This window comes from Curtobacterium sp. Curtsp57 (genome assembly GCF_047324335.1).
In the GTDB taxonomy this organism is placed as follows: Bacteria; Actinomycetota; Actinomycetes; order Actinomycetales; family Microbacteriaceae; genus Curtobacterium.
The window spans coordinates 1,231,450-1,256,906 of sequence record NZ_CP168511.1; the positions used below are offsets into that span (position 1 = coordinate 1,231,450).

21 protein-coding genes and 1 tRNA gene are annotated in these 25,457 nt (G+C 70.9%); 5 read left to right on the top strand and 17 right to left on the bottom strand.

Annotation, left to right across the window (positions count from 1 at the left end; genetic code table 11):
* Nucleotides 1-78 precede the first annotated feature (78 nt).
* From gap to mnmA, 11 genes are all read right to left on the bottom strand, one after another.
* Entirely contained in the window at nucleotides 79-1,083 is a 1,005-nt protein-coding gene (gene gap, locus ACEN9V_RS05800; protein ID WP_413602503.1) for a type I glyceraldehyde-3-phosphate dehydrogenase, read from the bottom strand.
* A gap of 131 nt (nucleotides 1,084-1,214) precedes the next feature.
* Entirely contained in the window at nucleotides 1,215-2,165 is a 951-nt protein-coding gene (locus ACEN9V_RS05805) for a GlxA family transcriptional regulator (protein ID WP_413602504.1), read from the bottom strand.
* Nucleotides 2,166-2,185: 20 nt separating this feature from the next.
* The gene (locus tag ACEN9V_RS05810) at nucleotides 2,186-2,908 is read right to left on the bottom strand and encodes a methyltransferase domain-containing protein (RefSeq protein WP_413602505.1); all 723 of its coding nucleotides are present in this window, start codon (nucleotides 2,906-2,908) and stop codon (nucleotides 2,186-2,188) included.
* Nucleotides 2,905-4,050 (bottom strand): type III polyketide synthase, encoded by a 1,146-nt coding sequence (locus tag ACEN9V_RS05815; protein WP_413602506.1) that lies wholly within the window; start codon nucleotides 4,048-4,050, stop codon nucleotides 2,905-2,907. The genes ACEN9V_RS05810 and ACEN9V_RS05815 overlap by 4 nt, the downstream gene beginning before the upstream one ends.
* A gap of 128 nt (nucleotides 4,051-4,178) precedes the next feature.
* On the bottom strand, nucleotides 4,179-5,681 hold the full coding sequence (gatB, locus tag ACEN9V_RS05820) for an Asp-tRNA(Asn)/Glu-tRNA(Gln) amidotransferase subunit GatB (RefSeq protein WP_413602507.1): 1,503 nt from the start codon (nucleotides 5,679-5,681) through the stop codon (nucleotides 4,179-4,181).
* The gene (gatA, locus tag ACEN9V_RS05825; RefSeq protein ID WP_413602508.1) at nucleotides 5,681-7,228 is read right to left on the bottom strand and encodes an Asp-tRNA(Asn)/Glu-tRNA(Gln) amidotransferase subunit GatA; all 1,548 of its coding nucleotides are present in this window, start codon (nucleotides 7,226-7,228) and stop codon (nucleotides 5,681-5,683) included. The genes gatB and gatA overlap by 1 nt, the downstream gene beginning before the upstream one ends.
* 11 nt (nucleotides 7,229-7,239) lie before the next feature.
* The gene (gene gatC / locus ACEN9V_RS05830; protein WP_281267255.1) at nucleotides 7,240-7,539 is read right to left on the bottom strand and encodes an Asp-tRNA(Asn)/Glu-tRNA(Gln) amidotransferase subunit GatC; all 300 of its coding nucleotides are present in this window, start codon (nucleotides 7,537-7,539) and stop codon (nucleotides 7,240-7,242) included.
* Between the two features lie 45 nt (nucleotides 7,540-7,584).
* The gene (locus tag ACEN9V_RS05835; RefSeq protein WP_413602509.1) at nucleotides 7,585-9,849 is read right to left on the bottom strand and encodes a transglycosylase domain-containing protein; all 2,265 of its coding nucleotides are present in this window, start codon (nucleotides 9,847-9,849) and stop codon (nucleotides 7,585-7,587) included.
* A 247-nt stretch (nucleotides 9,850-10,096) separates the two neighbouring features.
* On the bottom strand, nucleotides 10,097-11,458 hold the full coding sequence (locus ACEN9V_RS05840; RefSeq protein ID WP_413602510.1) for an alpha/beta hydrolase: 1,362 nt from the start codon (nucleotides 11,456-11,458) through the stop codon (nucleotides 10,097-10,099).
* A gap of 185 nt (nucleotides 11,459-11,643) precedes the next feature.
* Nucleotides 11,644-13,974, bottom strand: a complete 2,331-nt coding sequence (gene ligA, locus ACEN9V_RS05845) for an NAD-dependent DNA ligase LigA (RefSeq protein ID WP_413602511.1) — start codon at nucleotides 13,972-13,974, stop codon at nucleotides 11,644-11,646.
* Between the two features lie 43 nt (nucleotides 13,975-14,017).
* Nucleotides 14,018-15,124 (bottom strand): tRNA 2-thiouridine(34) synthase MnmA, encoded by a 1,107-nt coding sequence (gene mnmA / locus ACEN9V_RS05850; protein ID WP_413602512.1) that lies wholly within the window; start codon nucleotides 15,122-15,124, stop codon nucleotides 14,018-14,020.
* Nucleotides 15,125-15,167: 43 nt separating this feature from the next.
* Here mnmA and ACEN9V_RS05855 point away from each other — a divergent pair, with 43 nt between their 5' ends.
* The 3 genes from ACEN9V_RS05855 to ACEN9V_RS05865 all read left to right on the top strand — a co-directional run bounded on the left by ACEN9V_RS05855 (nucleotide 15,168) and on the right by ACEN9V_RS05865 (nucleotide 17,398).
* The gene (locus ACEN9V_RS05855; protein ID WP_413602513.1) at nucleotides 15,168-16,454 is read left to right on the top strand and encodes an MFS transporter; all 1,287 of its coding nucleotides are present in this window, start codon (nucleotides 15,168-15,170) and stop codon (nucleotides 16,452-16,454) included.
* Nucleotides 16,455-16,512: 58 nt separating this feature from the next.
* Nucleotides 16,513-16,593 (top strand) — tRNA-Leu (locus ACEN9V_RS05860).
* Nucleotides 16,594-16,711: 118 nt separating this feature from the next.
* Entirely contained in the window at nucleotides 16,712-17,398 is a 687-nt protein-coding gene (locus ACEN9V_RS05865) for a DedA family protein (protein ID WP_281267249.1), read from the top strand.
* 134 nt (nucleotides 17,399-17,532) lie between these two features.
* Here ACEN9V_RS05865 and rdgB read toward each other — a convergent pair whose 3' ends face one another.
* The 3 genes from rdgB to murI are packed head-to-tail and all read right to left on the bottom strand — an operon-like array spanning nucleotide 17,533 to nucleotide 19,708.
* Nucleotides 17,533-18,120 carry an RdgB/HAM1 family non-canonical purine NTP pyrophosphatase gene (gene rdgB, locus ACEN9V_RS05870; RefSeq protein WP_402729128.1) on the bottom strand — a complete coding sequence of 196 codons (588 nt, stop codon included), beginning with the start codon at nucleotides 18,118-18,120 and terminating at the stop codon, nucleotides 17,533-17,535.
* A complete protein-coding gene (rph, locus tag ACEN9V_RS05875; protein ID WP_281267247.1) occupies nucleotides 18,117-18,848 on the bottom strand; it encodes a ribonuclease PH in 732 nt (243 codons plus the stop codon). The genes rdgB and rph overlap by 4 nt, the downstream gene beginning before the upstream one ends.
* Nucleotides 18,845-19,708, bottom strand: coding sequence for a glutamate racemase (gene murI / locus ACEN9V_RS05880; protein ID WP_413602514.1), 864 nt, complete (start codon nucleotides 19,706-19,708; stop codon nucleotides 18,845-18,847). Before murI ends, rph begins: the two co-directional genes overlap by 4 nt.
* An 88-nt stretch (nucleotides 19,709-19,796) precedes the next feature.
* Here murI and ACEN9V_RS05885 point away from each other — a divergent pair, with 88 nt between their 5' ends.
* Nucleotides 19,797-21,083, top strand: coding sequence for a nicotinate phosphoribosyltransferase (locus ACEN9V_RS05885; protein WP_413602515.1), 1,287 nt, complete (start codon nucleotides 19,797-19,799; stop codon nucleotides 21,081-21,083).
* Nucleotides 21,084-21,086: 3 nt separating this feature from the next.
* Here the strand turns inward: ACEN9V_RS05885 and ACEN9V_RS05890 are convergent, their stop codons facing one another.
* The 3 genes from ACEN9V_RS05890 to ACEN9V_RS05900 all read right to left on the bottom strand — a co-directional run bounded on the left by ACEN9V_RS05890 (nucleotide 21,087) and on the right by ACEN9V_RS05900 (nucleotide 24,452).
* A complete protein-coding gene (locus ACEN9V_RS05890) occupies nucleotides 21,087-21,350 on the bottom strand; it encodes a DUF3039 domain-containing protein (protein ID WP_281267244.1) in 264 nt (87 codons plus the stop codon).
* 169 nt (nucleotides 21,351-21,519) lie between these two features.
* A complete protein-coding gene (locus tag ACEN9V_RS05895) occupies nucleotides 21,520-23,094 on the bottom strand; it encodes an ABC transporter permease (protein WP_413602516.1) in 1,575 nt (524 codons plus the stop codon).
* Complete coding sequence (locus ACEN9V_RS05900) at nucleotides 23,070-24,452, bottom strand: ABC transporter ATP-binding protein (RefSeq protein ID WP_413602517.1); 1,383 nt, start codon at nucleotides 24,450-24,452, stop codon at nucleotides 23,070-23,072. The genes ACEN9V_RS05895 and ACEN9V_RS05900 overlap by 25 nt, the downstream gene beginning before the upstream one ends.
* A gap of 299 nt (nucleotides 24,453-24,751) precedes the next feature.
* Here ACEN9V_RS05900 and ACEN9V_RS05905 point away from each other — a divergent pair, with 299 nt between their 5' ends.
* Nucleotides 24,752-25,447 carry a phosphocholine cytidylyltransferase family protein gene (locus ACEN9V_RS05905; protein WP_281267241.1) on the top strand — a complete coding sequence of 232 codons (696 nt, stop codon included), beginning with the start codon at nucleotides 24,752-24,754 and terminating at the stop codon, nucleotides 25,445-25,447.
* Nucleotides 25,448-25,457 lie beyond the last annotated feature (10 nt).

The following is a 25,457-nucleotide window of genomic DNA, read 5'->3' on the forward strand; positions in this document are numbered from 1 at the left end:
CCCTGCCGCGAAAGCGACAGTCTGCCGCCGGAGCCCAGCGGCAGACTGTCGCTTTCGCGCACCCGGCGCGGCGCACCGTCACGCCCGCGCGAGCATCCCCAGCGTGTCGACCACCCGGTTCGAGAAGCCCCACTCGTTGTCGTACCAGGCGACGACCTTCACGTGACGACCACCGTCGACGCGGGTCAGCAGCGAGTCGAACACGGCCGACTCCGGGCGCCCCGTGATGTCCGTCGACACGATCGGGTCCGCCGTGAACGCCAGCACCCCCGCGAGGGGCCCGGCAGCGGCCGCACGGTACGCCGCGTTGACCTCGTCCACGGTCACGTCGCGGGACACCACGGTGTTCAGCTCGACGATCGACCCGACGGGCACCGGCACCCGGATGGCGTCACCCGACAACTTGCCCTCGAGCCGCGGCAGCACGAGCCCGATCGCCTTCGCCGCCCCGGTGGACGTCGGCACGATGTTCACCCCGGCTGCCCGTGCCCGTCGGAGGTCCCGGTGCGGACCGTCCTGCAGGTTCTGCTCCTGCGTGTAGGCGTGCACGGTCGTCATGAACCCGTGCTCGATGCCGGCGAGGTCGTCGAGGACCGACGCCAGCGGCGCCAGCGCGTTCGTCGTGCAGGACGCGTTCGACACGACCGTGTGCGCGATGGGGTCGAACACGTCGGAGTTCACACCGAAGGCGATCGTGGCGTCGGCACCGGTCGCCGGAGCGCTGATGAGGACCCGGCGCGCACCGGCGGTGAGGTGTGCGGCTGCCGCGTCCCGTGCCGTGAACCGTCCGGTGGACTCGAGGACCACCTCGACGCCGAGCTCCGCCCACGGCAGGTCGACCGGCTCGCGCTCGGCGAGGACGCGGATTCGCGCGCCGTCGACCACGAGGGCGTCTCCGTCCACCTCGACGGTTCCGGCGAACGGGCCGAGCGCGGAGTCGTACCGGAACAGGTGCGCGAGTGTCTCCGGTGCGGTGAGGTCGTTCACGGCGACGATCTCGAGGTCGTCACCGCCCCTGGCCAGGAGGGCGCGGAGGGTGTTGCGGCCGATGCGGCCGAAGCCGTTGATGGCGATGCGGGTCATGGGGGTTCCTTTCGTTCCGCAGACCATGCTCACCGGCCTGGAGGCAGGGCAACAGTGGCAGGGAAGCCACGGTCCGAAAGGATCACGCCAAGGCTGATCCGGTCCGGACGATCCGCCGGCGTGCGTCCTGCTCAGTCCTGGAACGTCCGTCGGTACGCGGTCGGCGAGGTCCCGAGGATCCGGCGGAAGTGGGTCCGCAGGTTCGCGTCCGATCCGAGCCCGGCCCGCTCGGCGACCTGGTCGACGCCGAGGTCGGAGCGCTCGAGCAGTTCCCGAGCCAGGTCGACCCGCGCCCGGAGCACCCACTGCATCGGCGTGTACCCGGTGTCCTCCACGAAGCGCCGCGAGAACGTCCTCGGCGACACGGCGGCGTTCCGTGCGAGCACCTCGAGTGTCAGGGGCTCGGCGAGGTGTCGGAGTGCCCACTCACGCGTCGCGGCGAACACGTCCCCGAGCGGCTCCGGCATGCTCCGCGGGACGTACTGCGCCTGGCCGCCGCTCCGGTACGGCGCGCTGACGAGCCGCCTGGCGACGTGGTTCGACAACCCGACGCCGTGGTCCTGTCGCACGATGTGCAGGCACAGGTCGATCCCGCTCGCCGCGCCGGCACTCGTCAGCACCGAGCCGGCGTCGACGAACAGCACGTCCTCGTCCACCTCGACCGCCGGGTAGCGCTCCCGGAGGACCCGCGTGTAGTGCCAGTGCGTCGTCGCCCGTCGCCCGTCCAGCAGCCCGGCGGCCCCGAGCGCGAACGCCCCCGTCGAGATCGCGGCGATGCGGACACCCCGTTCGTGCGCTCGGGCGAGAGCCGCCACGACGTCGGCCGGCGGCGGGGTGTCGGCGGGGAACCGGTAGCCGGGCACGAACACGGTCTCGGCCCAGTCGAGCGTGTCGAGGCCGTGGTCGACCGCGTACGCCAGGCCGTCACCGCCGGTGATCCGCCCGACCCGGGGACCGCAGACCCGCACCTCGTACGGCATGCTCGGACGGTTCGAGAAGACCTGCGCGGGGATCCCGACATCGAGCGGCTTGGCACCGTCGAGCACCAGGACCGCGACACGGTGGAGTCGTGCGGGCACCATGCTGCGACGCTAGCGGAGCGTCAGGCGTCGTGGATCGCGAGCACCCGGTGCGGAGCCGCCGACTCCGCCCGCCAGCCCGTCGGCAGCGCCGACCGGAGTTCCGGCAGCGTGAAGCTCCGACGGATGGAGCGCAGCCCGTCCACGCGCACGAACGTCCCGGCAGCGACGAGCACCGAGCCGAGCGCGTACGCCCGGTACGCCGACGCCGACCGCCGGATGTCCGAGTGCAGGCTCCTGGTCGCCGCGAGCCGCTCCGAGTCGCCGAGGAAGCCGGCACGCTCCTCGTCCCCGAGGTGGTGCAGGACGTGGTTCGACACCACGACGTCGAACCGCTCCCCCGCTGCCACGAGGTCACCGCTCGACTGTTCGCGGAAGGACACGCCACGGGGGACGGAGCGCGTCGCCGCGGCGATCGCCCGTGGATCCGGGTCCACCCCGACGACCTCGATGTCGAACCCGTCACTCGCCGCCCAGCGCACGAGCGCCCTGGCGAGGTCGCCGCCGCCGCACCCGAGATCGAGCACCCGTCCGCGGCCGCTCGCCGGCAACGCCGGCACGACGTGGGTCCGCCACGCGGCGCGCCACCCGCTGACCAGCGAGTTCACGACGGCGAACCGCCGGAACGTCCGCGCCAGTGCCCGCGGGTCGCAGTCCGGGTCGTCCATGAGTTCGCGGAGCTCCAGGTCGCGCAGGCGCAGGTCCACTGCCGGGAGGCCCCGCTCACCTCCGGTCCGCCTGCTCACGCCCGCCCCGTGGCGAGTGCCACCGCATCGACCGCGTCCGTCGTCCGGGTCGTGTCCGTCACGCCGGTCCCGACTGCGGTGAGGCGTGCACTCTCGACGGTCAGGCCCGGGCCGAACGCCAGCGCGATGACGGACGCACCGTCCGTGATCCCGGCATCGAACGCGTCCCGCAGCACGAACAGCACCGTCGCGCTCGACATGTTCCCGTGCTCGCGCAGCACCGCCCTGCTGCTCGCCATGGCATTGTCGGACAACCCGAGGGCATCCTGCGTCCGGTCGAGGATCGCCCGGCCGCCGGGGTGCACCGCCCACACGGGGACGTCCGCCGCTGGTCCGTCCAGCAGGGGCGCGACCGCCTCGGCGACGGTCGCCCCGACGAGCTTCGGCACCGCCGTGCTGAGGACCATCTCGAAGCCCTCGTCACCGATGTTCCACGCCATCTCCGACGCACCCTCCGGTACGACCGTGGTGGCGAACGCGTCGAGCCGCAGCCCGGGACCGTCGGCCGTCACGACGGCAGCGGCGGCACCGTCCCCGAAGACGCTGTTCGCGACGATCTGGTCCGGGTCGTCCGATGTCCGGACGTGCAGCGTGCAGAGCTCGGCGCACACGACGAGCACGACGGCGGACGGATCAGCGGCGACGAACGCGTCGGCGATCCGGAGCGCCGGGAACGCCGCGCAGCACCCCATGAACCCGATGTGCTGCCGGAAGACCGTGCGGCGGAGCCCCAGTCCCTCGACGATCGCCAGGTCGGGCCCTGGCTGGGTGAACCCCGTGCACGACACCGTGACGAGGTGCGTGACGTCCGCCGGGCCGATGCCGGACCGGTGCAGGGCGTCCCGCGCGGACGCGACGAACAGGGCGGGAGCGAGCTCCCGGTACCGGTCGTTCCTCGTGCCCGTCGACGGCGACTGCAGCGTCCCGTCGGCATCTCGGAAGCGTCCGGGCCGGCCGGCGAGGTCGAGCTCCCGCAGAACGGTGTGCCGGTGCGCGACGGCTGATGCGTCGAACGCGGCGGGGACCAGACGACGACCGAGGCGACCGAGCCCTGGCTGCGCGGCGAAGAGCTCGCGCACCGCCACCTGGTCGAGTGTCGTCTCGGGAACGGCGGTACCGATGGCGCGGATCGTTGCGGACACTCCTCATCATGTCACCGGGTCGTGGACGTGTCCCCAGGTACGACCACGACGGCCCGGAACCGCGGAACGGACACAGCACCACGCCGATGCGCGGTGCTGTGTCCGTTCTGCAGATCGGTGCGGCGGCGTCAGGCCTGCGCGCGCTCCAGCACGAGCTCGCGGACGCGGGCCGCGTCGGCCTGGCCCTGCATCGACTTCATGACGGCACCGATGATCGCGCCGGCGGCCTGGACCTTGCCGTCCTTGATCTTGGCGAGGACGTCCGGCTGCGCGGCGAGCGCCTCGTCGACGGCGGCGGTGAGCGCCGAGTCGTCGGAGACGACCTTGAGCCCGCGCGACTCGACGACCGCGGACGGCGAGCCCTCGCCGGCGATGACGCCCTCGAGCACCTGGCGTGCCAGACGATCGGTCAGGTCCCCGGACTCGACGAGCGTGATGAGCTCGGCGACGTGCGCGGGCGACACGAGGTCCCCGGGGGCGGCGTCCTGCGTGTTCGCGACGCGGCTGATCTCACCGGTCCACCACTTGCGGGCGGCCTGGGCTGGTGCACCGGCGGCGACCGTGGCTTCGACCTCGTCGAGGAGGCCGCCGTTCACCACGTCCTGGAACTCGAGGTCGGCGAAGCCCCACTCCCCCTTGAGGCGACGTCGGCGGGCGACGGGTGCCTCCGGCAGGGATGCTCGGAGTTCCTCGATCATCGCCGGGTCGGGGACGACGGGGAGCAGGTCGGGCTCCGGGAAGTAGCGGTAGTCGTCCGCGTCGGACTTGGGGCGCCCCGCGGAGGTGCGTCCGGTGTCCTCGTGCCAGTGCCGGGTCTCCTGCGTGATCGTGCCGCCGTCCGCGAGGATCGCAGCCTGCCGCTGGATCTCGTAGCGGATGGCACGCTCGACGGCACGGAACGAGTTGACGTTCTTCGTCTCGGTCCGGGTGCCGAGCTTCTCCTGGCCCCACGGACGCAGTGAGATGTTGGCATCGCAGCGCAGGTTTCCGCGCTCCATGCGGGCCTCGGAGACGCCGAGCGCGCGGACGAGGTCACGGATGACCTGCACGTACGCGGCGCCGAGCTCCGGGGCCCGGTGGGCGGCGCCGAAGATCGGCTTCGTGACGATCTCGACGAGCGGCACACCGGCACGGTTGTAGTCGACGAGCGAGTACTCGGCGCCCTGGATGCGGCCGGTCGCGCCACCGACGTGCGTCAGCTTGCCCGCGTCCTCTTCCATGTGGGCGCGTTCGATCGGCACCTGGAAGAGCGTGCCGTCGGCGAGTTCGACCTCGACCTCGCCCTCGAAGGCGATCGGCTCGTCGTACTGCGAGATCTGGTAGTTCTTCGGGTTGTCCGGGTAGAAGTAGTTCTTCCGGGAGAACCGCGACGACTCGGCGATCGAACACCCGAGCGCGAGCCCGAGGTTGATCGAGAACCGGACGGCCTGCTCGTTCACGACGGGGAGCGAGCCGGGGAGCCCGAGGTCCACCGGCGTCACGTTGGTGTTCGGTTCGCCGCCGAAGAAGTTCGGGGCGTCGGAGAACATCTTGGTCTTCGTGGCGAGCTCGACGTGCACCTCGAAGCCCAGCACCGGCTCGAAGCGCTCGATCGCCTCGTCGAAGTCCATGAGTGCGTCCTTGGCGGCCATCAGACCACGCCTTCCTCTGCTGCCGACTGCTGACTGAAGTCGAGGTCGGGGATCCGGTCGATGAGCGGCGCACCCCACTGCTGCTCGAGCAGCCGCTCGAGCGCCGCGCCGTAGCGGTACAGCCGGGCGTCCTCACGCTGCGGGGCCATCAGCTGCACGCCGGTCGGCAGGCCGTCTTCCGGCGCCAGACCGTTCGGGATGCTCATGCCGGGGACGCCCGCCAGGTTCGCCGGGATCGTGGTGAGGTCGTTGAGGTACATCGACAGCGGGTCGTCGAGGCGCTCGCCCAGCGGGAACGCGGTCGTCGGCGCCGACGGGCTGACGAGCAGGTCGACCTGCTCGAACGCCTTGTCGAAGTCGCGCTGCACGAGGGTGCGGACCTTCTGCGCGCTGCCGTAGTAGGCGTCGTAGTACCCGGCGCTGAGCGCGTAGGTCCCGAGGATGATGCGACGCTTGACCTCTGGCCCGAAGCCGGCTTCACGCGTGGCCGCCATCACGTCCTCGACCGTTGCGCCGCCCTCCGGCGTGACCCGCAGGCCGAACCGCACCGAGTCGAACTTCGCGAGGTTCGACGACGCTTCCGCCGGCAGGATCAGGTAGTAGGCGCTGATGGCGTACGCGAAGCTCGGTGCGTCGATCTCGACGACGACCGCACCGGCGGCCTCGAGGATCGCGACGGTCTCCTGGAAGCGCTGCGTGACCCCGGCCTGGAAGCCCTCGCCCCCGGCGAGCTCCTTCACGACGCCGACGCGGAGGCCCTTGAGCGTGTCCGCCTGCAGCCCGTCACGGGCGGCGGCCGCGAACGACGGCCACTCGTCACGGATCGACGTGGAGTCGCGCGGGTCGTGCCCACCGATGACGTCGTGCAGGAGCGCGGCGTCGAGGACGGTGCGGGCGACGGGACCGACCTGGTCGAGGCTCGACGCCAGGGCGATCGAGCCGTACCGGCTGACGCCACCGTAGGTGGGCTTCACGCCGACGGTGCCGGTGACGGCGCCCGGCTGGCGGATCGACCCACCGGTGTCCGAGCCGAGCGCGAGGGGCGCTTCGTGGGCGGCGACCGCAGCGGCCGAACCGCCGCCGGAGCCGCCGGGGATGCGGTCGAGGTCCCACGGGTTGTGCGTCGGGCCGTACGCCGAGAACTCGGTCGTCGAGCCCATCGCGAACTCGTCCATGTTGGTCTTGCCGAGGGGCACCAGGCCGGCGCGACGGAGCTTCGCGACCGGGGTGGCGTCGTAGGGCGGCACCCAGCCTTCGAGGATCTTCGACCCGGAGGTGGACGGCATGTCGAGGGTGCAGAGCACGTCCTTGATGGCCACCGGCACACCCGCGAGGGCACCGAGGTCGTCGCCGGCGGCACGGCGCGAGTCGATGGACTTCGCGACGCCGAGGGCGTTCTCGTTGACGTGCAGGAACGCGTGCACGTCCCCGTCGACCGCGGCGATGCGGTCGAGGTGTGCCTGGGTCGCCTCGACGCTGGAGACGTCGCGCGCCACGAGGGCGTCGGCGAGCGCCGCGGCGCTGAGCTTCGTGATGTCGTCGGTCACTGTTCTACCGCCTACTGTTCTTCGCCGAGGATCGCCGTCACGCGGAACCGTTCGCCGTCGGTGTCGGGGGCTCCGGAGAGCGCCTGCTGCTGGGTGAGCGTCTCGCCGACCACGTCGGGCCGGAGGACGTTCGGCAGCGTGACCGGGTGGCTCGTCGCGGGGACGTCCGGCGTGGCGACCTCGGTCACCTTCGCGACGCTGTCGACGATGTGCGACAGCTCCCCGGTCAGCTTCTCGATCTCGTCGGGCGTGAGTGCGATACGTGCGAGGTTCGCCAGGTGGGCGACCTGCTCGCTCGTGATGTCAGGCATGGTGCTCCGTCGATCGGTTCGTGGAATGCGAACCAGTCTATTGGTCTACTGCCCGCCCGACTGCTGATCGGGCGTCCCGTCGGTGGACGGCTGCCCGTTCGACGCCCCTGGGGAGGACTGCGCCCCTGACTGCGAGGACTGCGAGGACTGCGAGGACTGCGCCGACTTCGCCGGGGCCTTCGCCGCGCCGATCATCGCCTGGCTCGGCGCGGGCAGTGCGTCCCCGCCGTAGTGCGCGTCGAGGTACTGCATCATCGACTTCCCGATGCCGAACTTCGCGCTGTACCCGGTCGTTCCCTGCAGGAACGACCGGTTCGCGAGCGGTACGTTCCCCTGGACGTTGCCGACCCAGGTCGCGTTCGTGTACTTCGTGCTCGATGCGACGAGCCAGTTCTGCACATCGCCGTCGGTCGTGCCGGTCTTGGCGAACTTCGGGGTCGCGTCACCCGGGTTCGCGCTCGCAGCGGTCCCGGCTCCGGTGAGCACCGACTGCAGTGCGTAGTCGACGGTCCCCGCGACATCGGCGGAGACGCCCTGCGTGCAGGACGACGGGGTCGGCGTGATCTTCGTGCCGTCCGACTCGGTCACGGAGTCGATCGCGGTGGGCGTGCAGACGACGCCGCCGTTCGCGAAGCCCGCGTACGCCTCGGCGAGATCGATCGGCGACAGGTTGTTCGTGCCGAGGATCATCGACGGCACCGAGCTGAGCTTGCCGCCGTCGGCCGTGTGGATGCCCATCGACTCCGCCAGGTTCGCGATCTTGCAGAGGTCGAGCTGCTTGCCCATCGCGGCGAATGCGGTGTTGATCGATTCCGCGGTGGCATTGAGCACGCTCATCGACGCCGGCACGTTCTCGGCGTTGGCGACGTTCCACGTCCCGCCGATGCCCTCGCACGAGTTCGTGAACTCGGACGCGTTGTACGTGTGCTCCGTGGTGTTGACGCTCTCGTTCAGGGTGTGCCCCTGCGCGAGCCACTCCGCGAGCGTGAACACCTTGAACGTGGAGCCGGTCTGGAACCCGCCGGAGTTGCCGTACGCCTGGTCGGCGCTGTAGTTGACGGCGGTCTGCCCCGGCGCTGCCGAGTCCGACTGCGTGTACGCGGTGTTCTGCACCATCGACATGATGCGGCCGGTCCCTGGCTCGACCGTGACGTTCGACCCACCGACGTCGAAACCCGTCATGGTCGCGGGGACGAAGGTCGAGAGCGCGTTCTGGGACTGTGCCTGCAGGTCGAGGTCGAGCGACGTGTGGATCTGCAGACCCTTGGTGTCGAGGGTCTCGATGCGCTCTGAGGCGGTCTTGCCGAACGCGGGGTCCTGCAGGATCTGGTCGCGCACGTAGTCGCAGAAGTAGCCGGCGTCGTAGTTCGTCGCTGCGGACGAGCAGCCGTTCGCGGTCGCGGTGATCTTCGGCTGGACGGGCGTGGCGATCGCCGCCTGCTCGTCGGCCTTCGAGATCGAGTGGTGCGCGTACATCCGCTGGAGCACGTAGTCGCGGCGCGCCTTGGTTGCCTTGTACCCGTTCGCCGACCCGTTCGCCGTCGAGTCGGGCTGGTCGATGCGCAGGTTCGACGGGTTGTTCAGGATCGCGACGAGGGTGGCGGACTGCACCAGGGAGAGGTCCTTCGCGGAGACGCCGAAGTAGTACTGCGCTCCGGCCTCGGCGCCGTACACGCGGCCGCCGAGCCCCACGATGTTGAGGTACCCGGTGAGGATGTCGTCCTTGGAGTACTTCTTGTTCACGGCGATCGCGTACCGCATCTCCTGCAGCTTGCGCTGCGGGGTGACACCGGCCGCGTCCTCGTAGCACGCGTCGATCTTCTGCTTCGTGTCCGCGGCGTCCTTGCCGGTCAGCTGCTCGCACTGCTGCACGAGCACGTTCTTGACGTACTGCTGCGTGATGCTCGAGCCGCCCTGCACGTCTCCCCCGACGACGGTCGCGGCGACACCGCGGACGGTCCCGAGCACGTCGATGCCGCCTTCGTCGTAGAACCGCGGGTCTTCGGTGTCGATCGCGGCCTGCTTGAGGGTCTTCGCGATCGCATCGGACTGCACGATCGTGCGGTTCTCGGCGTAGAACGACGCGATCTTGACGTCCTGGCCACCCTGCTTCGCGTAGACGGACGACACCTGCTGCGGTGTCTGCACGTCGAGGTAGCTCGGCAGGTCCTCGAAGAACGCGGCGGCGCCGGAAGCGCCTTCCCCCGCCACGGCGACGGCCGGGGTGACGGCGACCGCCACGAGCATGCCCGCGAGTGCCGACATCACGACGAACATCAGGAGGGCTCCCGGCCACCGCATCACACGCATGCACTGCACCGTAGGGACCCGCCCTGGGGCGAGACTGCTCCGACCCCCGCAGAACCTGCACCGCTGCTCAGGTTGTCCAGCAGGTGCGGCCCGGACCGGCCTGGGCCCACACCGCCGGTTCCGGTGCGACGCGCCAGCGGCGGACCGGCCGTGCCGGTGGGGAGAGGCTCGGATCGGGTCCGCCCCGCACGTCCGGTCACGATCGGGTCACGTCCACCACCGTGGGCCGCTTCACCGACCGCTCGCGTCAGTCGCGGGGTTGGAGGTCCTGCGGGCGGACGAGGAACAGGTCAGGCGACGCCTGCACGGCGCCCTCCCCGCGGCCGTTGCCACGCTGCACCTGGTCACGCACCAGGTCACCGCGTCCGACGGCGATGAGCGCGACGTCGTGCAACGACGCCGTTCCGGGCTTCAGGTAGTCGTTGTGCCCGACCGGTCGCCGGAACACGTCGCCGGCGTCGGCCGGGTCGACCCCGCCGGCGAGGTCGAGCACGGTCGAACCGAAGCCCCGAGCGCCCGGGTCGGTGCCGAAGTACCCGGATCCCGCGATGGGGTCCCAGTGTGCTCCCCCGACGAACACCTCGCCGGCGGCCACCGCCAGCTCCGAGGCGTTCGTGACGCCGCTCCCCGGGGACCCGAGCACCGTCAGGCTGTCGGCGTGCATCCGCCCGGAGGACAGTGCGATCAGTGCGGTCGTCGAGCCGTAGGAGTGGGCGACGATGCCGAGGCGGGGCTCGGCGCCGTCCCGGATCCGACGGATGCCGTCGACGGTCCGTTCGAGTCGCGCTGCGCCGGTCTTGGCGAGGTCCAGGGACAGGATGTTCGACAGGTCGGGCGTCCGGTAGCCCATCCACGCGACGACCGCGATCCCGGTCCCCGGCGCCGGTGCCGCGACCGGCGACAGCGTCGCCTGCTCGTCGTACAGGTCGCCGGCGGTCTCGGTGAAGTCCACCAGCTGGCCGGTGACGGTGAAGAACATCCCGGGGACCACCACCGTGACGTCCGCCGCGGTGTCGAGGTCGCCGAGCGCGATGGCCGCACGTCCGGTACCCCGCGTGTCGAGCGTGATGAGCGACTTGCGGGGTCCGTCGGCGTCGCGGGCCAGCGACTCGCGGACCTGCCCGAGCATCGCCGCTTCGCCTGACGGGGTCCCGCGGTCCGCGCTCTCCGCGGCGAGCACCGCCCGGTTCGCCCGGTCGCGCACGGCGTAGGGCACTCCGTCGAGGTTGCCGACGACGACGGGCGCACCGTGCAGCAGCCGCACCTGCTCGGCGGTGTCGAGGCCGGACCACCAGGTGTGGACCTCAGCGGCCGTCGGCGGGGCGTCCATCGCGGTCGCCACGACCCGGTCGTCACGATCGGCCGTCGCGAGCACGGCCGGAGACGCCATGGCGAGGTCGTCGAGGAAGGCGCGACCACGGTCCGAGCGCAGGTCGCCGATCCCGATCTGTCCCCCGGTCATGACCGGTGCAGCGGTCTGCCCCGTGTCGTGGACGACTGCGGCGGTCGAGACGGCGACGGCACTCGAGGCCGCGGGCGCGACGGGCGACTCGACCACTCCGAGGGAGTGCATCGAGGCGGTGAGCAGTGCGGCGGCGAGGAGCAGCAATACCGGTCTCCCCCGGGAAGGCCATCCCATCGTCCCCCTGCAGACGACAGGTGATGCTCTGTCGAGTGTAAGGAAAACGACCGGGGACCGGTCGTGTCCGTTGCAACTTGCCCCCAGAACTGGGTTCAGACCGACGGCGCGGCGTGCCGTGCGCGCGGACCGCACACGTGCTCTCGTGCCACGGGTCAGTCCTCGGCTGCTGCCTCCTGCGGTGCCGGGAGCGCCGCGGGCCCCTCGGTCACGAGGACCTTGAACTGCTCGGCGTCGATGATCCGCACGCCGAGCTGCTCGGCCTTCGTCAGCTTCGACCCGGCACCGGGACCAGCTGCGACGAAGTCCGTCTTCTTGCTCACGCTCGACGCGGCCTTGCCCCCGGCGGCGATGATCGCTTCCTGCGCACCTTCCCGGCTGTACCCCTCCAGCGATCCGGTCGCGACCACGGTCAGCCCGCTCAGCACCCAGCCCTCGGTGTCGGCGGCACCCGGTCCCGGGTGCCCCGGCGTCGTGAACTGCACGCCGGCGGCGGTCCACCGGTCGATGACCTCACGGTGCCAGTCGACCTCGAACCAGGCGAGCAGCGCGTCGGCGATGATGCCGCCGACGCCGTCCACCGCGGCAAGTTCCTCGCGGGAGGCGTTCCGGATGGCGTCGAGCGAACCGAAGTGGTTCGCCAGTGCCCGGGCGGCGACCGGACCGACGTGCCGGATGCTCAGGCCGACCAGGATCCGCCAGAGCGGCTTGGTCTTGGCGGCGTCGATGTTCGCGAGCATCTCGAACGCGTTCTTTGACGGGTACCGACTGGGCTCGCCCGTGTAGTCCGCGCCGCGGGCATCCGGGTCGAACGGCGGGTCGGTCTTCTTGCGGGCACGGCTGAACGGCGTCACACGCTTCGGCGTGCCTTCTTCGTCCGTCTTCTCCATGCCGGTCTCGGCGTCGCGGACGATCACCTCGATCGGGACGATGTCCTCCATCGTCAGGTCGAACAGACCGGCCTCGGTCACGAGGGGCGGCGTCTCCGGGACCAGCGGCTGCGTCAGGGCTGCCGCCGCGACCTCGCCGAGGCCCTCGATGTCGAGCGAGCCACGGGACGCGATGTGCTCGACCCGCCCCCGGACCTGCGCTGGGCAGCTCTCGGCGTTCGGGCACCTGAGGTCGATGTCGCCTTCCTTCGCCGGGGCGAGGGTGGTGCCGCACTCCGGGCAGGCCGTCGGCATCACGAACTCGCGCTCGGAGCCGTCGCGGAGTTCCACGACCGGGCCGAGCACCTCGGGGATGACGTCACCGGCCTTGCGCAGGACGACGGTGTCGCCGATCAGGACGCCCTTCGCCTTGACCACCTGCTGGTTGTGCAGCGTGGCCTGCCGGACGACGGATCCGGCGACCTCGGCCGGGGCCATCACCGCGAAGGGCGTGGCGCGGCCGGTGCGTCCGACGCTGACGACCACGTCGAGGAGCTTCGTGTGCACTTCTTCGGGCGGGTACTTGTACGCGATGGCCCACCGCGGCGCGCGGGACGTCGACCCGAGTTCCTCGTGCAGGCCGAGGTCGTCGACCTTGATGACGATGCCGTCGATCTGGTGTTCCACCGACGCCCGACGCTCGCCGTAGTCCTTGACGAACCCCAGGACCTCGTCGATGGAGTCGAACACCCGGTGGTGCGTCCCCGTCGGCAGCCCCCACGAGTGCAGCAGCTCGTAGACCTCGGACTGGGAACGGACGTCGGTGTCGCGCTCGAGCTCACCCACGGGCCACGCGCCGATGCCGTGCACGAGCATCCTGAGCCGTCGGAGCCGGTCCACCATGAGCTCGCGCTTCGCCGGCGACTTGCCCTCTTCCTTCTGGCGGAGGGAACCGGCAGCGGCGTTGCGCGGGTTGGCGAAGACGCGCTCGCCCGCATCGCGCTGCTTGGCGTTCAGCTCGTCGAACTGCTCCACGGGGAAGAAGATCTCGCCGCGGACCTCCACCAGGGGCGGGTGACCGGTCCCCGTCAACCGATCCGGGATGGTGCCCATCGTGCGGACGTTGCCCGTGACGTCTTCCCCGACGACGCCGTCGCCACGCGTCGCAGCGGTCACGAGCCGCCCGTTCTCGTAGCGGAGGTTGATCGCGAGGCCGTCGATCTTCAGCTCGGTCAGGAACCGCACACGCTCGGACCCGGCGTCACGCTGGACCTTGATCGCCCAGTCGGTGAGTTCTTCCGGGCTGAAGACGTTGTCGAGGCTCAGCATCCGCTCGGCGTGCTCGACCGGCGCGAACTGCGTCGTCTCCGCCTGGCCGCCGACGGTCTGCGTCGGGCTGTCCTCGGTGAGGAGTTCGGGGAAGCGCTGCTCGATCGCGTCCAGCCGGTGCACCAGTGCGTCGTACTCGGCGTCCGAGGCGGTGGAACCGTTCTCCTCGTAGTAGCCGTGGCGGAGCTCGTTGATCGTCGAGCGCAGCCGGTCCACCTCTCGCCCCGCCTGGGCGGCGTCGAGCGCGGCAGGGTCGATGGTCTCGAACGTGGCGTCGGTCTCGCTCATACCCACAGTTCTACCGTGGACCACCGACCCCCGGAGTCAGGCGTCAGGCGTCGACGGGGACGGCACTGACCGTCTCGTCGATCGTGCACTGGCCGAGCACCCGGGTCCCGACGTAGACCACAGCGGTCTGCCCGGGTGCCACACCCGAGAGCGGCTCGTCGACGTCGATGACCAGCACGCCGTCGGAGACCCGTGCGGTCGCGGGCACCGGGTCGGCGTGCGCGCGGATCTGCACGTCGCACGCGAACGGCACGGACGGGTCGGCGGGAGCCGTCCCTGCCCACGTGAAGCGGGAGCCCGACATCGAGGTGACGTCGAGCGCCTCCTTCGGCCCGACCACGACGGTGTTGTCCTTCGGACGGATCTCCAGCACGAACCGCGGCTTGCCGTCCGGCGCCGGACGCCCGAGCGCGAGCCCGCGCCGCTGCCCGACGGTGAACCCGGCCGCTCCGTCGTGGGCACCGACGACCGTGCCGTCCCGCTCGACGACGTCGCCGGGGGTGGTCCCCACGCGGTCGGCGAGCCAGCCGCGCGTGTCGCCGTCCGGGATGAAGCAGATGTCGTACGAGTCCGGCTTCTGCGCGACCGTGAGTCCGCGTGCAGCGGCCTCGGCCCGGACCTCGTCCTTCGACGGGGTCGCCCCGAGCGGGAACATCGCGTGCTGGAGCTGCTCGGCGGTGAGGACGCCGAGCACGTACGACTGGTCCTTCGCCCACGCGGCCGAACGGTGCAGCTCACGCGCGCCGTCGGCACCCGTCACGATCGACGCGTAGTGGCCGGTGCAGACGGCGTCGAACCCGAGTGCGAGCGCCTTCTCGAGGAGCGCTGCGAACTTGATCCGCTCGTTGCACCGCATACAGGGGTTCGGCGTGCGGCCTGCCTGGTACTCGGCCACGAAGTCGTCGACCACGTCCTCCTTGAACCGCGCCGAGAAGTCCCACACGTAGTACGGGATCCCGAGTGCGGACGCGGCACGCTGGGCGTCCATCGAGTCCTCGATGGTGCAGCAGCCGCGACTCCCGGTCCGCAGGGTCCCCGGCATCCGGCTCAGCGCCAGGTGGACCCCGACGACGTCGTGCCCGGCGTCGACCGCCCTGGCAGCGGCCACCGCCGAGTCGACTCCACCACTCATCGCCGCCAGAACACGCATGCGTCAAGGGTAACTCCGCCCCGGGCGTAGCGTTGGAGTCGCGATGACGACCACCCCAGAGCCCCCGCCCTTCGACTTCCGGGCCGTGCTGCTGTCCGGGTTCCTCCCCGCTGCGCTCTTCGCGATCGGTGAGGGCGCGATCATCCCGATCATCCCGATCGCCGCGAACTCCCTCGGTGCGAGCCTGGCGATCGCCGGGTTCGTCGCGTCCCTCATCCTCGTCGGTGAGCTCATCGGCGACGTGCCGTCCGGCGTGGTCGTCGCGCGCATCGGTGAGCGGAACGCGATGATCGGCGCCGCGGTCGTCTCGATGCTCGGGCTGACCGTGTGCGTCGTCGCGCCGAATCCCGTCGTGCTGGCCGTCGGCGTCTTCCTCGTCGGGGTCTCGACTGCCGTGTTCGCCCTGGCCAGGCACGCCTACATGACCACGGCGATCCCTCTGGCGATCCGGGCACGAGCGCTGTCCAGCCTCGGCGGGGTCTTCCGCTTCGGCTACTTCGTCGGGCCGTTCATCGCCGCCGGCGTCGTCCACCTCACCGGTACGACGCAGAGCGCGTTCTGGATCCACATCGTCTGCTGCCTCGCGGCGGCGGTGACCCTGCTCGTCCTCCGCGACCCCGCGACGGGCGTGCGTGGCCTGCGCGGGCCGAGCCGAGCCTCCAGTCCGGTCGACGGTCCGGCCGAACCGGCCACACTCGAAGGCGAGGAGTTCGTCAAGGAGGAATCCCACGGACTGTTCCGGACCATCCGCGAGCACCATCGGGTCCTGCTGCGGCTCGGCAGTGGCGCCGGGCTGATCGGGGCGATGCGCGCCGGACGCCAGGTCATCCTGCCGCTCTGGGCGGTCAGCGTCGGGTTGGACGACTCCACCGCCGCGCTCGTCATCGGCATCGCGGGCGCCGTCGACTTCGCGCTCTTCTACACGAGCGGTCAGATCATGGACCGCTGGGGTCGGCTCGCGAGTGCGCTGCCGTGCATGCTCGGCCTGAGCATCTGCTACTTCCTGCTCGCGTGGAGCGACCATCTCGACACGAGGGTCGGCTGGTTCGTCGCGGTCGCGATGGCGATGTCCCTGGCGAACGGGGTCGGCTCCGGGATCCTGATGACGCTCGGCGCGGACCTGGCGCCCCGGGACCACCCGGCGCCGTTCCTCGGCGCGTGGCGCTTCACCGGCGACTTCGGGCAGGCGGCGGCACCGCTCCTCATCTCGGGCATCACCGCGGCGGCGTCGATCGCGATCGCCAGCGGCGTGATGGGTGTGCTCGGACTCGTCGGCGCCGGCATCCTGCTCCGGTACGTCCCGCGGTACCTGCCCCGCCGTCTGCGCTGAGCGGGGCCGGTGCGCACGGGGCCGGTGGGCACGCGGCCGGGTACGCTGTCGGTTGCTCGCGGGAGTGGTGGAATCGGTAGACACGCAGGATTTAGGTTCCTGTGCCCCAGGCGTGAGGGTTCGAGTCCCTCCTTCCGCACCGTCGGATGCGTGCTCGCGCATCTCCCTCTGCAGGAGGACGGCCAGGTCACACCCGCACGGTACCCTCGTCGTGCGGGTGACCTTCCCGTCCTCGCACACGCACGACCGGAAGAAGCATGCACTCCGTCGCACTCGCCCTGATCCCCTGGCTGGATCCGCAGTACATCCTCGACCACTTCGGGGCCGTCGCCGTGCTCGTCGTGTGCGCCATCATCTTCGCCGAGACCGGCCTGCTGATCGGGTTCATCTTCCCCGGCGACAGCCTGCTCGTCATCACCGGGCTCTTCGCCTTCGACCGCGGCGGCGCCATCGGCGGCATCCCGATCTGGGTGGCGGCGCTGATGATCGGCGCGGCGGCGTTCCTCGGTGGCGAGCTCGGCTACTACATCGGCAAGAAGGCCGGGCCACCGATCTTCGAGCGCAAGGAGAGCGGTCTGTTCTCGAAGGAGAACGTCGACCGCACCAACGCGTTCTTCCACCGCTTCGGCCCACTCGCGGTCATCCTGGCGCGCTTCGTGCCGGTCGTCCGGACCTTCCTGCCGATCGCCGCGGGCGTCGGGCGCATGAACTACAAGAAGTACTCGCTGTACAACGCGATCGGTGCCGTCATCTGGGGCGTCGGGGTGACGTTCCTCGGGTACTTCCTCGGGTACATCCCGTTCGTCGCCGACCTCGTGCGGAACTACATCGACCTGATCCTCATCGCGGCGGTGCTCGTCACCGTGGTGCCGATGGCGCTGACCTACATCCGCAACGCCCGCAAGGCGAAGAAGGCCGAGCAGGAGCAGCCGACCGCGGAGTAGCCCCGCGCGCTGCCCGCCGCCCGCTGCGGCGCTGCCCGCTGCCCGTTCGCACAACCGAAAGCACCTCGCACCACGGACTTCCGCGGTGCGAGGTGCTCCTCGTTGTGCGGGGGCGAACGGCACCGCCGCCCGGGCTACGCGCCGAAGTACTCGCGCACGATCGGGGCGATCCCGCGGAACGCCTTCGACCGGTGGCTCAGCGCGTTCTTCTCCTCGCGCGTGAGCTGTGCAGACGACCGATCCGCGTCGTCCGGCTTGAAGATCGGGTCGTACCCGTGGCCGCCGGAGCCCTGAGGCGACGTCAGCACCTCCCCGTTCCAGACCGCCTCGACGACGTGCTCCTGGCCGTCGGGCGTCACGAACGCGGCGGCGCAGACGAACGCGGCGGTCCGCTCCACGACGCCCTCGAGGTTCGTCAGCAGCAACGCGATGTTGTCGGCGTCCACCCGGGTTCCGGCGTACCGCGCCGAGTGGATGCCGGGGGCGCCGTCGAGCACGTCGACAGCGATGCCCGAGTCGTCGGCGAGCGCCGGCAGCCCGGTGTGCGCGACGGCCGCCCGCGCCTTGATCAGCGCGTTCGCGGCGTACGTGTCGCCGTCCTCGACCGGCTCCGGCCCGTCGTACCCGACGAGCTCGACGCCGCCGAGGGCCGCGCCGAGGATCTCACGCAGCTCGACGACCTTGCCCTGGTTGTGGGTCGCGAGGACGACGGTGCCCGTCATGCGAGCCCCAGGGCGGACCGCTGGATGCCCGCGAGCGACGCGTTGCCCGCGAGACCGAGGTCGAGCAGGACGTTCAGCTCGTCGCGGTCGAAGGGCGCGTGCTCGGCGGTGCCCTGCACCTCGATGAACTTGCCGGACCCGGTCGTGACGATGTTCATGTCGGTGTCCGCGTTCGAGTCCTCGGTGTAGGCGAGGTCGAGCATCGGCTCGCCCTTGACGATCCCCACGGAGATGGCCTGCACGCTGTCGGTCAGGGGCGTGGCCTTCTTCGCGATGAAGCCCTTGTCACGGCCCCACTCGATCGCGTCGGCCATCGCGACGTAGGCGCCCGTGATCGACGCGGTGCGCGTGCCGCCGTCGGCCTGGAGCACGTCGCAGTCCAGGACGAGCGTGTTCTCGCCGAGGCCCTTCATGTCCACGACGGCACGGAGCGACCGGCCGATGAGCCGGGAGATCTCGTGCGTGCGACCGCCGACCTTGCCCTTGATGGACTCGCGCTGCATGCGCTCGTTCGTGGAGCGCGGCAGCATCGAGTACTCGGCGGTGACCCAGCCGGTGCCCTTGCCGGCCATCCACCGCGGGACGCCGTTCGTGAACGACGCGGTGCACAGCACCTTCGTGTTGCCGAAGGAGATGAGCGCGCTGCCCTCGGCCTGGGCGCTCCAGCCGCGTTCGATCGTGACGGGGCGGTGTTCGGTCGTCGCGCGACCGTCGATGCGGGTGGTCATGGTGTCCTTTCGGTGCGGGGCAGCGTGATGCTGCCCGGCAGTGGGATGCTGGCGGTCTGGAGGTGGCCGACGCGGGACACCTCGGGTCCGAGGAACCGGCGTGCGAGCCGGATGAACCCGGCCTGGTCGTCGCCCGTCGCCTCGAACGAGTACGTCGGCGGTGCGGTCGTGGTGCGTTCGAGTCCGTGCTCGACGAGTCGACGGTAGACGTCGTTCGCGGTCTCCTCGGCGCTCGACACCAGGGTGACCTCCGGCCCCATCACGTACTGGATCGCCGCGGACATCAGCGGGTAGTGCGTGCAGCCGAGGACGAGGGTGTCGACGTCGGCGGCGCGGATCGGCGCGAGGTACCCGGCAGCGACGTCGCGGAGCTCCGGGGACGAGGTGTCGCCGGCCTCGACGAACTCGACGAAGCGCGGGCAGGCGGCGAGGGTGAGCGTGATGTCGGACGCGACGGCGAAGGCGTCCTCGTACGAGCGGGAGGCGATGGTGCCGACCGTCCCGATCACGCCGATGCGACCGGTCCTGGTCTGCTTGACGGCGGCGCGGGCGGCGGGCTGGATCACCTCGACGACGGGGATGCCGTACGCCTGCTCGTACCGCTCGCGGGCGTCGCGGAGCACCGCAGAGGACGCGGTGTTGCACGCGATGACCAGGGCCTTCACACCCTGCTCGACGAGGTCGTCCATCACCTCGAGCGCGTACCGGCGGACGTCAGCGATCGGCTTCGGCCCGTACGGCGAGTGCACGGTGTCGCCGACGTAGCGGATGCTCTCGCGCGGCAGCTGGTCGATGATCGCGCGGGCGACCGTCAGCCCACCGACGCCGCTGTCGAAGACTCCGATCGGTGCATCCGTCACGGGACCAGCGTACCGACGCGAGCCGACGGCTCGACGCAATCCGAGCCTCCTGACCGGCACGGCCGACAGGGTGACTAGTGTCGTTGAGGTGACCAGCGCGCTCCTGACGGACCAGTACGAACTCACCATGGTCGACGCGGCCCTGAAGGACGGCACCGCCGACCGACGCTGCGTCTTCGAGGTCTTCACCAGGCGGCTGCCGGACGGGCGCCGGTACGGCGTCGCGGCGGGGCTCGGGCGGTTCCTCACGGCGCTGGCCGACTTCCGGTTCGGCGACGAGGAGATCGGGTTCCTGCGGGACCGCGGCGTGATCGACGGCGACACCGCGAGCTGGCTCGCCGACTACCGGTTCACGGGCGACATCCGGGCGTACCGCGAGGGCGAGATCTTCTTCCCCAACTCCCCCGTGCTCCAGATCGAGGGCACCTTCGCCGAGGCGGTCGTCCTGGAGACCCTCGCCCTGTCGACGTTCAACGCCGACTCCGCGATCGCCTCAGCGGCCGCCCGCATGGTGTCGGCGGCCGACCACCGGCCCCTCGCCGAGATGGGCTCCCGCCGGACCGGCGAGTGGAACGCGGTCGCAGCCGCTCGCGCCGCCTACATCGCCGGGTTCGGCGCGACGAGCAACCTCGAGGCGGGGCGCACCTGGGGCATCCCGACCATGGGCACCGCGGCGCACGCGTTCACGCTGTTGCACGACTCCGAAGAGGCCGCGTTCCGCTCGCAGCTCGACGCGCTCGGCGACGGCACCACGCTGCTCGTCGACACGTACGACATCGAGGCCGCGGTCGACACGGCGGTCCGCCTGACGAACGGTCGCCTCGGTGCCGTCCGGATCGACAGCGGCGACCTGCCCTCGGTCGTGGCGAGCGTCCGCGCACAGCTCGACCGTCTCGGGGCGACCAGCACCAAGATCACCGTGACGAACGACCTCGACGAGTACACGATCGCCGCGCTCCGGGCCGCACCCGTCGACTCCTACGGCGTCGGCACGTCGGTCGTCTCCGGGTCGGGACACCCGGCGGCGAGCATGGTGTTCAAGCTCGTCGCACACCGCACCGGCGGCGAGGAATGGGTGCCCGTCGCGAAGAAGTCAGCGGACAAGGCGTCCGTCGGCGGCCGGAAGGAAGCCGGTCGACGACTCCGCAACGGCATCGCGACCGCCGAGGTCGTGCACACCTCCGGTGCCGTCGGTGCCGACGAACGTGCGCTCATGGTGCCGGTCGTCACCAACGGCGAGGTCGACCCGGCCTTCCTCGGGGTCCGCGGGGTCGAGGCGGCGCGAGCGCACCACCGAGGTGCCAAGGCGGAGTTGCCGGCCGACGCGGCCAGGATCGGTCGCGGTGACGCGGCGATCCCGACGCTGATCGTGTGAGGACTACTCGTCCTTCATCTTCTCGTAGATGGCCTTGCAGTCCGGGCAGACCGGGAACTTCTCCGGGTCGCGACCGGGGATCCACTTCTTGCCGCAGAGCGCCTTGACCGGCTTGCCGCTCAGTGCGGACTGCAGGATCTTGTCCTTCTTGACGTAGTGCGAGAACCGCTCGTGGTCGCCCGGCTCGATCGCCTCTTCTTCGAGGAGCTTCTCGAGCTCGCGGTCCATCACGTCGAGTCCGCCGCCGCCCGGTTCCGTCATGCTCATGGGACAAGGGTACGTCGTGTCGGCACGAGACGTCTCCCGCGCACTCCGCGGGTTCGGCTCACGCCGCGGCGGCCCGGAGGCTCGTTGCCGGGCCGCCACGAGCCTCCAGGCCGTCGTGTGGTCGCGCGGGCGACGATGGTCGCCCGGGCGACCATCGTCGCGTCGGCCGCTAGTTGCGCTGCGCCGCCGCCAGCAGGTCCGGACCGTGCCGGTCGAACAACCGCCCGCCGAGGAGCACCCCGACCCCGAGCACCACGACACCGACCGCCGCGCCGACGACGAGCGTCAGCATCGCCCACGGCTCCGCGCCGTCCGTCAGCGCGAACACCGCGAGCCATCCGGCCGGGACCGAGCACAGCACGATGCCGATGATCGTCGACGACTGCGACACCGTCGACACGACGCCGGCGGCCTGGGGCTGCTGGAACGGACGGTCCCCGGGTCGCACGGTCGGGTACGGCAGCAGCACGGAGACCACGCTGGAGATCCCGAGTCCCGCGAACAACGCGGACACGCAGACCCCGACGAGCACCGGGAACGCCGTCCAGTCACCGAACAACCACGCCGACACCGCCGAACCGGCGACGATCACCGGCACGCCGACCGCCAGCACCGGGGTGAGTCGGCCGAGTCGGTCGCTCCACCCAGGAGCCCCCGACGCGACGTGCAACCACACCGCGGTGTTGTCGTACGAGACGTCGTTGTGCGGCAGGAACCCGGCGATCACCGCCATGAGCGGCAGCGGGATCAGCGCGGTCCAGTGCCACGGGACACCGGCGACGCCGAGCGGCACGACGACGATCGGCACGAACAGGAGGATCAGGTACGAGGTCCGGTAGCGCGGGTCGCGGCCCCAGTACGTCAGCGCGCGGGCGGCCACCGCGCCGGCGGGCGTCGCGCCGAGCCGGTCGAACCAGCCGAGCGTGCGGTAGCGACGCACCGTCGTCCGGTCGTCGACGGTCACGAGCATGCGGCCGACGAGTCCCCACCAGGCCCATGCGAGGAGCCCGAGGACCACCAGCGCGAGCACCAGCTTCGCGATGCCTGCGCCGACGTGGCCGGTCGCGACGTCTGCCGGCACCGCCCACGCCGCGCCCCACGGCGTCCACCCCGAGATGTCGGCGATGCGCCGCAGCTCGGCGCTCTCCGGGTCGAGCCAGTCGGCGCCCACCAGGAGCGACACCGTCGGGATGAGCAGCACGACGACCACCAGGGCCACGAGCCAGCCGGCGTCCCGGGTCGGGCGGTGCGATCCGAGCAGCCACGAGCCCACGGTGCAGCCGACGCGGACGAGCAACCCGCACGTGGCGACGACGACGAGCGCGGTGAGGACACCGAGCACGCCGGTGCCGGCGCCCCGCATCCACGCGACCGACTGGGAGACGGCGACGATCGCGACGCCGACCACCGGGACCCCGACGAGCCCGGCGACGCCGAGGCCGATCGCCAGGTCCTTCCTGGTCACGCCGAACACCGCGAACCGCCGCGGGTCGAACTGGTCCGCGCCGCCGACCGCGAGCGGGATGATCGTGAAGCCCACGGTGATGAGGGTCCCCACCGGCACGATGACGGCGCGCGCCGCCTCGGCATCGGCGGAGCGCAGCGCGGTGATCGCCATGGCGACGAGGACGGCAGCGACGAGGCCGGCGAGGCTCCCGAGGACGACGAGCACGGAGCGTCGGGCTCCCCCGCGGATCTCCCCCGCGAGCAGGTCGGCCCTCAGCCGGAGAAGCTGTGCAACCATTCCATGCTCTCCGCGACGACGCGGCCGCCCGCGAGTTCGACGAACTTGTCCTCGAGGCTCTTGCGCCCACGGACCTGCGCCATGGTGCCCGATGCGAGCACCTTTCCGCCGACGATGATGGCCACCGAGTCGCACGTGCGCTGCACGAGCTCCATCGAGTGGCTCGACAGCACGACGGTGCCGCCGCCCTGCGTGTAGCGCCGGAGGATCTCCGTGATGGTGGTCGCGCTCACCGGGTCGACGGACTCGAACGGTTCGTCGAGCACGAGCACGCGCGGGGAGTGGATCAGGGTCGCGGCCAGCGCGATCTTCTTCGCCATGCCGACCGAGTAGTCCGCGACGGGCCGGCCGAGCGCGTCGCCGAGGCCGAACGCCTCTGCGAGGTCGGCACTCCTCGACCGGGCGGTCTTGCCGTCGAGTCCGCGGAGCGTCGCCGAGTAGAAGAGCAGCTGCGCGCCGGTGAGCCGGTCGAACAGGCGCAGTCGGTCGGGCAGGACCCCCATGCTGCGTTTGGCCGCAGCCGGGTCGGCCCAGACGTCGTGGTCCAGCACGGTCGCCGTGCCGGCGTCCGGACGCAGGAGTCCGGTGAGCATCGACAGGGTGGTGGTCTTGCCGGCACCGTTCGGGCCGACGACGCCGAACAGGGAGCCCTGGCGGATCTCGAGGTCGACCTCGTCCACGGCGAGCGTCTGCCCGTACCGCTTCACGAGGCCGCTGGCCCGGAGCACGACCGGCTGCTGGGCGGTCGCGGCCGCTCCCCGCTTGGCAGCGGGTGTCCGCTTCTTCGGTGCTGGCTTGGTCCGGACGGGAGGCTCGTCCTCGGTCCGGTCGTCGGCCTGCAGAGCGTCCGTGGTCGGTTCGGAGGCAGTGGCAGCGTCCGCCTGCGGCGCGGCGGCCGCGTTAGACGTCCCGGCCGCGTGCGGCGCCCCGGCCGCGTTCGTCGGCGCGGCCGCGTCCGTCTTCGCGGCCGCATTCGTCTTCGCGGCCGCGTTCGTCGCCGCGGCGCCCTGGGGGCGTGTCGCGCGGCCAGCGCGCTTCGTCCGCGGCTTCTTCGGCGTGCTCGTCGTGCTCGTCGGGGCGGCGGCCGGCAGCACGCCTGTCTCCTCGACGCGCTCGTCCGCCGCCGTCTCCCCCTCCGACGTCGTCGTGTGGTCGCTCATACCGTCCTGTCCAGGGCGGTGGTGCGCATCGCTGTCCCCCGTGTCGTCCTCGGCCGCGTCGTCCCCGGCCGTCTCGTCGTCGTCTTCCGCGTCCTCGTCGGCCCTGTCGGCGTCCTCGTCGAGCGCGGTCGTCTCGGTCAGCCACGCAGCGTCGGACGTCGCGTACACGTCCTCGTCGTCCCCTGCTGCTGGCGTCACGGCCCCACCGTACCAATGCGGTCCGGACATCGGCGGGCCGCGTCCTGCAGTGTCACGAAATGACTACGAACACGCACAGCACGTACCCCGACGGAGGGACGTTCCGTATCATTCACCAGGGCACGACGGAGTGTTCACCACTTGGAAACCTGCTCGGACCGAACACCTGACGGGTCACCCGGCCACATCGAAGGATGCGGTCGCCGGCGACTCTCGGCGTTCTCGGATGCACTGCGAGCAGACTCGACGAGGCCCGCCCGTGCCCCAGGGCGCGCGGGCGGACACCGGAAGGGACCACCATGACCACGCAGATCGTCATCCTCGCCGCAGGGATGGGCAGCCGCCTCGGGCGCAGCCTGCCGAAGCCGCTCACCGAGCTCAGCGACGGCCGCACCATCATGCAGCAGCAGTTCGAGAACATCCGTGCGGCCTTCGGTTCGAGCGCCAGGATCACGGTCGTCGTCGGCTACAAGTCGGAGTACATCGTCGAGGCGTTCCCCGAGGCGAACTTCGTCTACAACGAGTCGTACGACTCCACGAACACCTCCAAGAGCCTCCTCCGTGCGCTCAAGGCCACCGGCAAGAGCGGCGTCCTGTGGATGAACGGCGACGTCGTCTTCGACCCGCGCGCCCTCGTGCGTGCCGCGGACATGATGGACCAGGACCGCTCGTTCGTCAGCGTCAACACCGAGAAGGTGTCCGACGAAGAGGTCAAGTACACCGTCGACGCCGAGGGCTTCATCCACAAGCTCTCGAAGCAGGTCGTCGGGGGTCTCGGCGAGGCGGTCGGCATCAACTACGTCTCCGCGGCCGACAAGCAGGCGCTCATCCACCACCTCGGTCGCGTCGACGACCAGGAGTACTTCGAGGGCGGCATCGAGGCAGCCATCGGCGAGGACGGGCTACGCTGGACGCCCATCGACATCTCCGACCTCTACGCGGTCGAGATCGACTTCGCCGAGGACCTCGAGCGCGCGAACAACCTGTTCGCCTGAGCCGTAGTCT